This is a genomic window from Gordonia sp. SGD-V-85 (genome assembly GCF_001456905.1).
In the GTDB taxonomy this organism is placed as follows: domain Bacteria; phylum Actinomycetota; class Actinomycetes; order Mycobacteriales; family Mycobacteriaceae; genus Gordonia; species Gordonia hongkongensis.
Window position 1 is genome coordinate 1 of the sequence record NZ_LNQO01000010.1, and the last position, 12,664, is coordinate 12,664.

15 protein-coding genes and 1 pseudogene are annotated in these 12,664 nt (G+C 68.0%); 11 read left to right on the plus strand and 5 right to left on the minus strand.

What is annotated here, in order from left to right; translation table 11 throughout:
* Positions 1-194: pseudogene (locus AS181_RS13195) on the minus strand (IS5/IS1182 family transposase); the annotation flags it as partial.
* Positions 195-437: 243 nt separating this feature from the next.
* Between AS181_RS13195 and AS181_RS13200 the strand changes: the two are divergent.
* From AS181_RS13200 to AS181_RS13230, 7 genes are all read left to right on the plus strand, one after another.
* Positions 438-938 (plus strand): Asp23/Gls24 family envelope stress response protein, encoded by a 501-nt coding sequence (locus AS181_RS13200; RefSeq protein ID WP_058252039.1) that lies wholly within the window; start codon positions 438-440, stop codon positions 936-938.
* Entirely contained in the window at positions 938-1,276 is a 339-nt protein-coding gene (locus AS181_RS13205; protein ID WP_058252040.1) for a hypothetical protein, read from the plus strand. Before AS181_RS13200 ends, AS181_RS13205 begins: the two co-directional genes overlap by 1 nt.
* The gene (locus tag AS181_RS13210; RefSeq protein ID WP_058252041.1) at positions 1,273-1,452 is read left to right on the plus strand and encodes a hypothetical protein; all 180 of its coding nucleotides are present in this window, start codon (positions 1,273-1,275) and stop codon (positions 1,450-1,452) included. Before AS181_RS13205 ends, AS181_RS13210 begins: the two co-directional genes overlap by 4 nt.
* On the plus strand, positions 1,445-1,990 hold the full coding sequence (locus tag AS181_RS13215) for an Asp23/Gls24 family envelope stress response protein (RefSeq protein WP_058252042.1): 546 nt from the start codon (positions 1,445-1,447) through the stop codon (positions 1,988-1,990). Before AS181_RS13210 ends, AS181_RS13215 begins: the two co-directional genes overlap by 8 nt.
* Positions 1,987-2,583 (plus strand): DUF6286 domain-containing protein, encoded by a 597-nt coding sequence (locus AS181_RS13220; protein WP_058252043.1) that lies wholly within the window; start codon positions 1,987-1,989, stop codon positions 2,581-2,583. Before AS181_RS13215 ends, AS181_RS13220 begins: the two co-directional genes overlap by 4 nt.
* Positions 2,580-3,128, plus strand: coding sequence for a hypothetical protein (locus tag AS181_RS13225; RefSeq protein ID WP_058252044.1), 549 nt, complete (start codon positions 2,580-2,582; stop codon positions 3,126-3,128). Before AS181_RS13220 ends, AS181_RS13225 begins: the two co-directional genes overlap by 4 nt.
* Before the next feature lie 72 nt (positions 3,129-3,200).
* Entirely contained in the window at positions 3,201-3,398 is a 198-nt protein-coding gene (locus tag AS181_RS13230; protein WP_058252045.1) for a CsbD family protein, read from the plus strand.
* 105 nt (positions 3,399-3,503) lie between these two features.
* Here the strand turns inward: AS181_RS13230 and AS181_RS13235 are convergent, their stop codons facing one another.
* Positions 3,504-4,709, minus strand: coding sequence for an RtcB family protein (locus AS181_RS13235; protein ID WP_058252180.1), 1,206 nt, complete (start codon positions 4,707-4,709; stop codon positions 3,504-3,506).
* Between AS181_RS13235 and AS181_RS13240 the strand changes: the two genes are divergently transcribed.
* Positions 4,687-5,343, plus strand: a complete 657-nt coding sequence (locus AS181_RS13240; RefSeq protein ID WP_139114210.1) for a protein kinase domain-containing protein — start codon at positions 4,687-4,689, stop codon at positions 5,341-5,343. The two genes, AS181_RS13235 and AS181_RS13240, sit on opposite strands and share 23 nt — an antisense overlap.
* Here the strand turns inward: AS181_RS13240 and AS181_RS13245 are convergent.
* From AS181_RS13245 to AS181_RS13255, 3 genes are all read right to left on the minus strand, one after another.
* Positions 5,333-5,815, minus strand: a complete 483-nt coding sequence (locus tag AS181_RS13245; protein ID WP_058252047.1) for a peroxiredoxin — start codon at positions 5,813-5,815, stop codon at positions 5,333-5,335. The two genes, AS181_RS13240 and AS181_RS13245, sit on opposite strands and share 11 nt — an antisense overlap.
* Entirely contained in the window at positions 5,812-6,234 is a 423-nt protein-coding gene (locus tag AS181_RS13250) for a DUF3052 domain-containing protein (RefSeq protein WP_058252048.1), read from the minus strand. Before AS181_RS13250 ends, AS181_RS13245 begins: the two co-directional genes overlap by 4 nt.
* Positions 6,235-6,473: 239 nt before the next feature.
* Entirely contained in the window at positions 6,474-7,094 is a 621-nt protein-coding gene (locus AS181_RS13255) for a hypothetical protein (protein ID WP_058252049.1), read from the minus strand.
* A 151-nt stretch (positions 7,095-7,245) separates the two neighbouring features.
* On the opposite strand from AS181_RS13255, the gene aceE reads away from it, so the two are divergent.
* The 3 genes from aceE (at position 7,246) to AS181_RS13270 (ending at position 12,578) form a co-directional block, all read left to right on the plus strand.
* Entirely contained in the window at positions 7,246-10,125 is a 2,880-nt protein-coding gene (gene aceE, locus AS181_RS13260) for a pyruvate dehydrogenase (acetyl-transferring), homodimeric type (protein ID WP_058252050.1), read from the plus strand.
* A 77-nt stretch (positions 10,126-10,202) separates the two neighbouring features.
* On the plus strand, positions 10,203-11,474 hold the full coding sequence (locus AS181_RS13265; RefSeq protein ID WP_058252051.1) for a PucR family transcriptional regulator: 1,272 nt from the start codon (positions 10,203-10,205) through the stop codon (positions 11,472-11,474).
* A 195-nt stretch (positions 11,475-11,669) separates the two neighbouring features.
* On the plus strand, positions 11,670-12,578 hold the full coding sequence (locus AS181_RS13270; protein WP_058252052.1) for an ACP S-malonyltransferase: 909 nt from the start codon (positions 11,670-11,672) through the stop codon (positions 12,576-12,578).
* The last annotated feature ends 86 nt before the right edge of the window (positions 12,579-12,664 follow it).

Here is a 12,664-nt window from a genome sequence, read left to right on the forward strand (position 1 = left end):
ACCGACGCCATCGTGGCCGGCGGGATCGACGGACGGCCCCGGCCGCTGGGAAACAGGTCCGCGAACATCTCCGCAGGGAACAACTGCTCGCGATGAGCAGCCAAAAACGCGAACACACTGCCCTCGGCCAGCAAATGCCCGACGACCGAGTTCACATCCAGAAACTCACCCTGACGATCCGGCTCACCCTGCATACTCACCAGGATCCCAGCCCACCAGGCAAACCCGCTCACCCCACACCGAAACGACGCCGACTATTTCAGCAGTCTCCTAGGTCGGGCGGCTCCCTGTGAGCTGAATCACCGATATTCATGCGTGCAACTCCCCCCGTCCGTCCCGACTGACCTTACAGACGGATCGTGAACAGCCTTTGCGATCGCGCATCATCCGAACGCGGTCCGTCTACGAAGAAGACACGACGACCGAAGGAGTTCGACATGTCCGCAAGCGCCACCACCACCAAGGACGCCACCAAGGACGACGCCACCACCGTCGACGCCACGCGCACCGACGGCGCCGCGGGCCGTGCCCTCGCCCGCCGTGATCCGTCGGGCGACCGGGGACGCACCTCCATCGCCGACATCGTGGTCGCCAAGGTCGCCGGGATCGCCGCACGCGAGATCGACGGTGTCCACGACCTGGGCGGCACCACCGAGCGCGTGGTCGGCCGGGTCCGCGACGTCCTCCCGGGCACGACGGTGAGCACCACCCAGGGCATCGAGGTCGAGGTCGGCGAGCGTCAGGCCGCCGTGGACGTCTCGATCGTGGCCGAGTACGGCGTCGCGATTCATCAACTCGCAGCGGCCATTCGACGGAATGTGGTCTCGGCGATCGAGCAGATGACGGGTCTCGAGGTCACTGAGGTCAACATCACCGTGCACGACATCGCGTTCGGCGACGACGAGCAGGAGTCGAACACCACCCCGCGGGTCCAGTGATGACGTCGGACCTCCCGGCGGCGCGGACCGACGACGGGGGCCCACTGGCGGAACGCCTCGCCACCGCCGTCCTCGCCGTACCGGGCGTCCGTGACCTGCACAGCGGCCTGTTCGGGGAGATCGCCACGTATCTCCCCGGGCGTCGGGTCCCGGGGGTGTCCCTCGCCGACGACCACGGCGAGGTCCACATCGTCGTCGACGCAGCGTACGACCTCCACGGCACTGCCGCGCGGGTACGCGATGTCACCGAGGAGCTCGCCGCGAGACCCGTCACGGTGACCGTGGCAGACATCAGCGTCAGCTCGAAGCCGACTCCGAAAGATGGTGAAGCGCAATGAACAACGCGATCGTGGGCCTGTTCGTCGGCCTGCTCCTCGCTCTGGCCGCCGTCGCCGGCGGGCTGGCCGGTTTCCTGCTGGCCATCGTGCTCGGTGCCGCGGGACTCGTGCTGGGACTCAACCGGGACGGCACCATCGATCTGGGCGCACTCCTGCGGAGCCGGGGTCGTGGCTGAGCACGAATCCGGCGGGCCCGCCCGGGACGCTCACCCGACCGCGGGTGACTCGCCGCCCGGCACGCTCACCGTCGCCGATCGCGTGATCGAGAAGATCGCGGCCCGAGCGGCTCTCGACATCCCGGGGGTCGTCCGCCATCGCGGTGGCGTCGGGTCGGTACTGGGAGCCGGCGAGCGGAACTTTCCCGACGCGGCCGTTCATGCGGGCGGCGCGAGGATCACCCTGTCCCTCGCCCTTGAATGGCCGTGCGCGGTCGCCGAGGTGTCCCGCAGCGCACGCGATCACGTCGCCGCCGAGGTCGAGCGACTCGCCGGGATCGTTCCGCTTCGCGTCGACGTGACGGTGTCCAAGTTCGAGCCACGACAGGCGATCCGGCGCCTGCAGAAGGGTTACGTGGACCTGCCGCCGGTCTCCGACGAGCCCGAATACGACGACGTTGACGACCACGTTCGCGACAACGACCCGCTCTTCGACGACCCGGACAACACCGACGCATTCACTCCGACCATCAGCATCGACACGGGGGTACGACGATGACGCAGACCGCACCCGAATCGGGTACCGCTCCTGTCGCGACCCTACGGAACACCGACGCCCAGAACGTCTTCCCACCCGCAGCCCTCCCCGGCGCCGCGATCGCCGGCGCAGCGTTGGGGCTCACCCTCCTCGCTCTCGGCGCGGCAGCCGTACGCGACATCGCCGTCGACGCGAGCTGGCTGGACGGTCGTCCGTGGTCGGTCACCGCCGCCGAGTGGGTCGCAGAACTGCGGTGGCAGAACTGGATGTGGCCCGTTGCCATCGGGTTGATCTTCGTAGGCCTCGTCCTGCTGTGGATCGCGATCAAGCCTCGTCGCCGGACCCACCTCGAACTCGCCGCCGGCGAGGGGATGTGGACCCGCCCCGGAGACGTCGCCCGACGCTGCAGCGCCGCCGTGTCCGACCTGCCCGGCGTACTCGACGCCGACACCGTGGTGACGCGACGGAAGGTCACCTGCACCGTCGGCGTGCGGAGACAGGTCGCCGACCGCGCCCTCATCGACAGCACGGTCGCCGCCGTGGCGGCCGATCTCGCCTCGTCACCGCGGGTTGTGGTGCGCGAGCGCGATCGAGGACCGAGGAGCGTCCGATGAATCGTCTTCCCGCAACCGCACATCGACTGTCGGTCGGACTCGTGGCACTGCTGCTCATCGCGGTCGGCGCTGCGGCCGTGGCCTCGCGGGTTGACGCTCAACCGGTGGCCGGGTGGTTCGACCGTCTCGACGAACGTGCCGCTCTCGACGCCGCCCAGGCGTCCTGGTGGGTCTGGGTGTTGGCCGGCGTCACCGTGATCGCGATCGGCTGGGGCCTGTTGTTGCTGGCCACCAACGTACGGCCCCGCGCAGTGGACGACGCCCTGCTCGACGGTTCCGATCAGACCGGAGCGCTCACCGTCGCACCGAAACTGATCGCGAACGCGGCCGCGACGGAACTGGCCGGGAACCCGCTGTTCCAGAAGGTGACCGCGAGAGCGATCGACGACCGGTCGCGCAGCATCATCCGACTCGAGGTGTCGGCGACGCCGAATCGGAGCTTCGACGAGGTCACCGCGCCCGTCGCGGAGACCGTCGCCGCCATCCGTACCGCGCTCGGAGAGTCCGGAGTCCACGTCCAGGCTCTCATCCACCTCGACAGGTGACCCGAAGAAGCGACCCCGACGGACGGCCTCATCCGAGGCTGTCGTCGAACCAATGAGATGAAGGAGAAGAGAATGGGATTCAGCGACAAGGTCGGCAACAAGGCCGAGGACCTCTCGGGTAAGGCCAAGGAGGCCGCCGGCGATGTGACCGGTGACGACCAACTCAAGAGCGAGGGCAAGGGCGATCAGCTCTCCGCCGCCGTCAAAGACGGCGTGGAGAACGTCAAGGACGCCGCGTCGAACATCAAGGACAAGCTGACCGGCAAGTGATCATCGCCGCCGGCAGCCGAACCTCCCCGTCGGCGGTGACAGGGCGAATCCCGGAGGTGCTCAGCACCTTCGGGGTTCGTCCTGTTGTCGGCCAGGAACGGTCGGTCACGTCCCCTTGACGTTGAGGATCTGTCGCAGGGTGTACTCGATGTCCACCAGATCGACGGCGTCGGCCATGACCTGATCGATGTCCTTGTACGCGTCCGGGATCTCGTCGACCCACTGCTCGCCGTGACGGTACTCGATCCCTGCCATCCGGGCGGCGAGATCGTCGGCGGTGAACCGCCTCCGCGCCTCGCTCCGCGAGAACCGCCGACCGGCACCGTGCGGCGCCGAGCACAGGCCCGCGGGATTCCCCTTGCCGCGCACCACATACGACCGTGTACCCATCGAACCCGGGATGACGCCCCGTACGCCCTCATGGGCGTCGATCGCACCCTTCCGGGTGAGCCAGACGTCTTGGCCCGCGTGCGTCTCCCGCACGGTGTAGTTGTGGTGGCAGTTGATCCGGTCCACCTCCAGGGATTCCGTTTCCTCGACGACGCCGCCGGAGGCGTTGTCTGCGAACCACTTCCCGAACACCTCGACGAAACGGTCCATCATCTCCGCGCGGTTCTCGAACGCGAACTTCTGCGCCCAAGACAGATCCCGCAGATAGGCGGTCAGCTCCGGGGTCCCCTGCGGCAGGTACGCGAGATCGGCGTTCGGCAGCTTGATCCACCACTGGCGGCACAACCGCTGAGCGATCTTGATGTGCTTCTGCGCGATCTTGTTGCCGACGCCCCGCGAACCCGAGTGCAGGAACAGCCACACCACGTCGCCCTCGTCGAGGCACAGCTCGATGAAGTGGTTGCCACCGCCGAGCGAGCCCAGCTGCTCCCGCCACTTCGGCGAATGTGACAGGTCGACACCGTCTTTCGTCGCCTGTTCGGCGAGGGCATCAATGCGCGGCCGGGTGAACTCGAACCGGTCCAGACCGCGGTTGTAGTTGCCGGGCGACAGCGGGATCGCGTCCTCGATCGTCGTCCGCAGTCGCCCGAGGTCCATCCCGTCGATGTCCGCGGCGCGCAGGCGCGTCTGCACCGCGATCATGCCGCAACCGATGTCGACGCCGACGGCCGCGGGAATCACCGCACCGGTCGTCGGGATGACGGTGCCCACCGCGGAGCCCTTCCCGAAGTGTGCGTCGGGCATGAGGGCGATGTGCGGGTGCACGAACGGCAACCGGGCGGTCTCGGCCGCTTGGGTCAGGGTGTTGTCGTCCACGTGCGATGCATAGTTCAGCACCTTGGGCGACACCTTGGTCGGCATGGAGTTCTTCCTCTCGTGTGCGCCCGCGTCGACGGGCTCGCCCATCACACCGTCGAATCCGCTCGGCGGCAACCGCTTTTCCAGTCCACGATGCCACTCGCCGCAGGGACGGCACCCGTCGGCGTCAGTGAAGGATCTTTCATGTGCGACTCACGGAGACCTCATCGGGGTCCGTGACAGTGAGAACCGTTCCGCTCGGGACCGCCGGCGCAACGATCAGGCGATCCTCATCGATCTCGGGCTGCTCGGCCGTCCCGGAGAGCGCCGAGACGGCTCGGGCACGCGCGGTTACCTGCCGCCCGAGCAGGCCGTCGACGTCGCCCTGACCCCGGCGGCGGATGTCTTCGCCCTGGGCGTCACGCTCTTCGAGACGCTGACGGGACGACGACCATACGGTGCGGTCCCGCCGTGGTCCGAACGGGGCATCCGACGCCTGCGCACTCTGCGTCGCGCGACGTCGGCCACGACGCGCGACTCCGGATTTTCGACGAACCGCGCTCTACCCGATGTTCTGGCCGAACTGCTCGACCGGATGCTGGATCTCGAACCCGAGCAGCGACCGGGGATGGACTCCGTATGGCACCGACTCGACTCGATCGCGCGGGATGCGGAGAAGCGCCGACTCAGCCGATGACGCCGAGTGCCTTGTCCCAGACGGCGTTCTCGCGCACCTCGCCGGGACCGACCATGTCGGCGAAGACGATCGCGCCGTCGCGATCGACGAGAAAGGTCCCGCGGTTCGCGTAGCCGCGGTCCTCGTTGAACACCCCGTAGGCGCGCGCGGTGTCGCCGTGCGGCCAGAAGTCGGACAGCAGCGGAAACAGGAAACCCTGCGCGGCGGACCACACCTTGTGCGTGGGAGAGGGTCCGACCGAGATGGTCACCGTGGTCACGTCGTCGTTGTCGAAGCGGGGCTGCTGGTCACGGATGTAACCGAGCTCGCCCTGGCAGGTACCGGTGAACGCGAGCGGGAAGAACACGACGAGCACGTTGCGGTCGGCTCGCAGGGTCGACAGCGACACGAGCTGGTTGTTCTGGTCGCGCAGGGCGAAATCCGGGGCCCGGTCACCGACGGTCAGGGGCGCAGAAGGCAGAGCACCGCTCATGCTTTCTTGCCCGCGCGGGCCTTGGGCTGGACCAGTCGGGCCGCCGACCAGTCACCGAGGCTGATGGCCGACGTCTGGGTGAGTCCCGCGGTCGGGGCCGCCTCGGCGATCTCACTCGGATCGACGTAGCCGGACTTGCCGGTCTTCGGCGACAACACCCACACGAAACCGTCTTCGGCGAGCGGACCGATCGCATCCATGAGGGCGTCGACGAGGTCGCCGTCGCCGTCGCGCCACCAGAGGACCACGACGTCGACGACGTCATCGGCATCCTCGTCGACCATCTCGGCGTCGATCGCGTCCTCGATGTCAGCGCGCAGTTCGTCGTCGGTGTCCTCGTCCCAGCCGAGTTCCTGCACGACCAAGCCTGCGGTCAAGCCCAGTTTCTGGGCGTTGCTACCGTCTGTGGCGGCTACCACCGCGCGTGACCTCCTGAAGATTCGTGGATCGTTCTGTGCGTCGTCTGTGGCGAATCCGCGTGCGCTCCCGCACGCCGTTCGCCTGTCAGCATAGGCAACAGCCTAGAGCCTCACATTGCAAGCCGAACGCCGTCAGGGATTTCGGGCGTTTCGCACCGGTTCCGTGACCGACCCGCCCGATCGTTACCCACAGCGGGGCGGAACAAACCGTACCCAGCGGCGCGAGGCGGACGGCGGCGTCAACCCCCGGGTCGCTCGGCCGACGTCGTGGCGGGAACCGACGGTCGAGGTGTGGCCGAGGACGTGGCCGGGAGCGGCGTGTAGGTACCGCACACATCGAGCAGGCGCTGTTTGGTGCGAGACCACTCGCTCGACACCGGGTTCAGGCCGGCACGCAGTTCGCGACTGATCGCGTTCTCGAGGCGCGCGGTCGACGCGAGGAACGCCCGCGCCGGCGTGGAGACGGCCGCTGGCGACGTCTCGGTGATCTTGGGGCGGATCCCGTCGGCACCGGCGATGAGACTGGCACGTGCCTTCTCGTCGAGATCCCCGACCCCGGCGTAGGTCTGCGCCGCGTTCAGCCGGGCGACGAAGGCGTTGAACCCGCGGACCATCACGACCATCGACGCCATCGACTCGCGGCAGAGCTCGACACCCTCGGCACGCACCTCCGCGGCAGCCGAGGCGGACAGTTCGGAGCGGTACACCGCCACCTCGCCGGGCGCCGGCGCCCCCGCGCCATCGACGGTCGACGCGCACGCCCCCGACAGGGCCGCGCCGAGTGCGATCGTGGCCGCGGTCGCCGACCGGACGGCACGACCCCGGCGCCGCCCGTCGGCCGCGCCTCCTCGATCCGGCATCCACTCCCCCTACTGGTCAGTAACCGTTTCTGGACGCTACCGCATCACGCCGATCGGGACACGCGACACGGATCCACCCGGTGCCAAGCCACCCCACATGGGGCACGATGAGGGTAGGCGCCGCACCACATCGGAGTGCGGTGCCGACGCCATGCGGTCGGACCACCACCCCGAGTTCGGCCTGTCAGAGGGAGTAGGCATCACCGTGACCAACCAGATGGACCAAGCGACACAGGACGTCTCGCCGAGCGCCGCCGGGAACACCGGCCCCAGCTCGAACGGACGTGCCGCCGGACAACGAGTCCGGGTCATCCGTGAAGGAGTCGCGTCCTATCTGCCCGACATCGACCCCGACGAGACCGACGAGTGGCTCGACTCGTTCGACGCCCTCCTCGACGCCGCGGGCCCTGGTCGCGCCCGGTACCTGATGTTGCGTCTGCTCGAACGCGCCGGCGAGAAGCGGGTGTCGATTCCCGCGCTCACCTCCACCGACTACGTCAACACCATCCCCACCGAGGCCGAACCCTGGTTCCCCGGTGACGAGGACGTCGAACGCCGATTCCGCCAGATGATCCGGTGGAACGCCGCGATCATGGTGCACCGCGCACAGCGCCCGGGCGTCGGCGTGGGCGGCCACATCTCCACCTACGCCTCGTCGGCGTCGCTGTACGAGGTCGGCTTCAACCACTTCTTCCGCGGCAAGGACCACTCCGGCGGCGGCGACCACATCTTCATCCAGGGCCACGCCTCCCCGGGCATCTATGCCCGCGCCTACCTCGAGGGCCGCATCGACGAGGCCCGCATGGACGGGTTCCGGCAGGAGCACAGCCACGCCGGCGAGGGCGGCGGCCTGCCGTCGTACCCGCACCCGCGACTGATGCCGGACTTCTGGGAGTTCCCGACGGTGTCGATGGGCATCGGCCCCATGAATGCCGTCTACCAGGCGCGGTTCAACCACTACCTGCACGACCGCGGCATCAAGGACACCTCCGACCAGCACGTATGGGCCTTCCTCGGCGACGGCGAGATGGACGAGCCGGAATCGCGCGGCTTCGCCAGCTTCGCGGCCACCGAGGGCCTCGACAACCTGACCTTCGTCATCAACTGCAACCTGCAGCGTCTCGACGGCCCCGTGCGCGGCAACGGCAAGATCATCCAGGAGCTCGAGTCGTTCTTCCGCGGTGCGGGCTGGAACGTCATCAAGGTCATCTGGGGCCGCGAGTGGGACTCGTTGCTGCACGCCGACCGTGACGGCGCGCTGGTCAACCTGATGAACACCACCCCCGACGGCGACTTCCAGACCTACAAGGCCAACGACGGCGCGTTCGTCCGCGAGCACTTCTTCAACCGCGACCCGCGCACGAAGGAACTCGTCAAGGACCTCTCCGACGCCGACATCTGGAATCTGAAGCGCGGCGGCCACGACTACCGCAAGATCCACGCCGCCTACGCCGCGGCGATGACCCACAAGGGACAGCCGACGGTCATCCTGGCCCACACCATCAAGGGCTATACGCTCGGCAAGCACTTCGAGGGCCGCAACGCGACGCACCAGATGAAGAAGCTGACGCTCGACGACCTGAAGGCCTTCCGCGACAGCACTCGCATCCCGATCACCGACGAGCAGCTCGAGAAGGACCCGTACCTGCCGCCGTATTACAACCCCGGCAAGGACTCGCCGGAGCTGCAGTACATGCTCGACCGGCGCAAGACCCTCGGCGGCTTCCTGCCGAGCCGCCGCACCAAGGCGAAGGTGCTGAAGGCCGACATGAGTTCGGCACTGAAGGCCACCGCGAAGGGCTCGGGCAAGCAGCAGGTCGCGACCACCATGGCGCTCGTGCGCGTGTTCAAGGATCTGTTGCGCGACAAGGAGGTCGGCAAGCGGATCGTGCCGATCATCCCGGACGAGGCGCGGACCTTCGGTATGGACTCGTGGTTCCCGACCCTCAAGATCTACAACCGCAACGGACAGCTCTACACCTCGGTCGACGCCGAGCTGATGCTCGCCTACAAGGAGAGCCCGGAGGGGCAGATCCTGCACGAGGGCATCAACGAGGCCGGGTCGGCAGCCAGCTTCGCCGCGGTCGGCACGTCGTACTCGACCCACGACGAGCCGATGATCCCGCTGTACATCTTCTATTCGATGTTCGGCTTCCAGCGCACCGGTGACAGCTTCTGGGCCGCCGCCGACCAGATGGCGCGCGGCTTCATCATCGGCGCGACCGCGGGCCGCACCACGCTGACCGGCGAGGGCTTGCAGCACGCCGACGGGCATTCGCCGCTGCTCGCCGCGACCAACCCCGCCGTTGTCTCCTATGATCCGGCGTTCGCCTACGAACTGGGCCACATCGTCGAGAGCGGTATGGAGCGCATGTTCGGCGAGGACCCGGAGAACGTCTTCTACTACCTGACCGTCTACAACGAGCCGATCAGTCAGCCGGCGAAGCCCGAGGGACTCGACCCGACCGGCATCGTCAAGGGCGCGTACCGGTTCCAGAAGGCGCCGGAGGGCACGGAACACCCGGCCAACATCCTCGTGTCCGGTGTGACCATGCCCGACGCACTGCGCGCCGCCGACATGCTCGCGGAGGAATGGAACGTCGGCGCCGACGTCTACTCGGTCACGTCGTGGAGCGAGCTCGCCCGGGACGGGATCCGCGCCGACCGCGAGGTACTGCGCGATCCGGCCGCCGAGCCGGCACCGGCGTACCTGACCGAGCTGCTCGCCGACGCCGCCGGCCCGTTCGTCGGTGTCAGCGACTACATGCGCGGAGTGCAGGAGCAGATCCGGGCATACCTCCCGGGCACCTACCTCACGCTGGGGACGGACGGGTTCGGGTTCTCCGACACGCGTCCGGCGGCGCGACGGTTCTTCAACGTCGATGCCGAGTCCATCGTCGTCGCGGTGCTCGTCGCGCTCGCCCGGGACGGCAACATCGAGATGTCGGTGGCCAAGCAGGCCGCCGACAAGTACCAGATCGACGACGTCTCGGCCGCACCCGAGCAGACCAGCGATCCGGGAGTCGCCTGACCGGTCGCGCCGACGGACACGGCCTCCACTCGCCTCGGTCGGGGAACCCACTCCGGCCGAGGGGCTAGATTGAGGTCGTGTCCGATGCGCGCGTGAACAGGAAGCAGCCACCGGCTGACGTGTTCGGTGAGCGGGGCGCGCACGTACCGGCACCCGCCACCGTGCACGACGCGCTGCCGGACACGCTTCTCCGGCGGGTCAAGCAGTACAGCGGCCGACTCGCCACCGAGGCGGTCCATTCGATGCAGGACCAGCTGCCCTATTTCTCCGACCTCGACGCTGCGCAGCGCGCGAGTGTGCAACTCGTCGTGCAGACCGCGGTGGTCAACTTCGTCGAGTGGATCCAGGACCCCGAGGGCAACGTGAAGTTCACGGTCCAGGCCTTCCAGGTGGTCCCGCAGGACCTCGCCCGCCGCATCACGCTGCTGCAGACCGTCGAGATGGTCCGCGTGGCCATGGAGTTCTTCGAGAAGTGGCTGCCGCTCCTCGCCCGCAACGATGCCCAGCTCCGTGCGCTGACCGAGTCGGTGCTGCGCTACGGACGCGAGATCGGTTTCGCCGCGGCGGCGATCTACGCCTCGGCCGCGGAATCACGCGGAGCGTGGGACTCCCGACTCGAGGCCCTCGTCGTCGACGCGGTGGTCCGCGGCGACACCGGGCCGCAATTACTCTCTCGCGCAGCGGCGCTCAACTGGGACTCGGATGCGCCGGCCACCGTGATAGTCGGGACGCCGCCGCCGGAACAGAACGTGTCGGTGCCACTGGCGATCCACAACACGGCCAAGTCCTTCGACCGGTCGGCCCTGTCGGTGGTGCAGGGTTCGGTGCTGGTGGCCATCGTGAGCGGTCCCGCCCGTCCGACCGAGAAGTTCGTCGGCGCACTGCTCTCCCACTTCGCCGACGGTCCGGTGGTGATCGGTCCGACCATGCCGAACCTCGGCAGCGCGCACTCGAGTGCCACCGAGGCCATGGCCGGGATCGAGGCGGTGGCCGGCTGGCCGAGCGCACCGCGGCCGGTCCACAGTCTCGAACTGCTACCCGAGCGCGCGCTCAACGGCGACGAGTCAGCGATGACCGCTTTGATCGAATCCCTCGTCCAGCCGCTCGCCGAGGGCGGTGCGACGTTGACCACCACTCTCGAGGCCTACCTCGACTCCGGCGGCTCGGTCGAGTCCTGCGCCCGAATTCTGTACATCCATCCAAATACGGTTCGATACCGACTGAAGAAAATTTCGGAAATCACAGGACGTGACCCAACTAACCCGCGCGACGCCTACGTTCTGAGGGTCGCGTCGACGGTGGGTCGACTGACACACTTCCGGCACAAATCGCCAACATCTGCCACATGAGTCACACGGGTTTCATGTCCGATTCACCGTTTGTGCTGATAGGAGCCTTAAGAACACGGTTCGGTAACAAATCTCAGACTGATGACGAACCAGGTGACCTCTAGGTCTCCTTTGTGGGAACCCCACAAAAGCCCGCGACAAGCTTCATGCTTCTCCACACCCACATCCCACGGGTAAAGGGTGTTCTCTGGTCACGTGCTTTCGATGCTTGCTCCCGGACAGGGATCTCAGACACCCGGCATGCTCACGCCATGGCTCGAATTGCCGGGCGCGCGTGACCAGATCGCCACCTGGTCCAAACAGACCCGTCTGGACCTCGAACGCCTCGGCACCACCGCCACGGCGGAGGAGATCACCGACACCGCAGTGACCCAGCCGCTCGTCGTCGTCGCCGCACTGCTGGCCTACGACGAGGTGCGCAAGCACGGTGAACTGCCCGCCGACGCCGTGGTCGCCGGCCACTCGGTCGGCGAACTCGCCGCCGCCGCGATCACCGGTGTCATCTCGGCCGACGAGGCCGTCACGCTGGCCGCGCTGCGCGGCTCGGAGATGGCGAAGGCGTGCGCCCTGCAGCCCACGACCATGGCCGCGGTCCTCGGGGGCGACGAGGCGGCCGTCCTCGCACGTCTCGACGAACTCGATCTCGTCCCCGCCAACCGCAACGCCGCCGGGCAGATCGTCGCCGCCGGCGCGGTCGCGCAGATCGACGAGCTGATCGCCTCGCCGCCGGAGAAGGCCCGGATCCGCAAGCTCGCGGTCGCCGGCGCGTTCCACACGCACTTCATGGCCCCGGCGCAGGACGCCGTCGCCGCAGCCGCCGCCCGCATCACGCCCGCCGATCCCACCCGGACCCTGCTGTCGAACTCCGACGGACAGCCGGTCACGAACGGCGCCGACGCGCTGGCCAAGCTGGTGGGACAGGTGACCAGGCCGGTCCGCTGGGATCTGTGCTCGGCGTACCTGCGAGACCACTCGGCACACGCCCTGGTGGAACTGCCCCCGGCAGGGACGCTGGTGGGCATCGCGAAGCGCGAGCTCAAGGGCACCCCCGCGCTGGCGCTCAAGGAGCCCGGCGACATCGCGAAGATCATTGAACTTGGATAGCGGTCGCGGGTAGTCCGCGACCCCCGGAACGTCGGCTTCAATGTCGGCGTGTCCAAGCGCGCGGACTTCTCCGTCCGTGCTGCGCT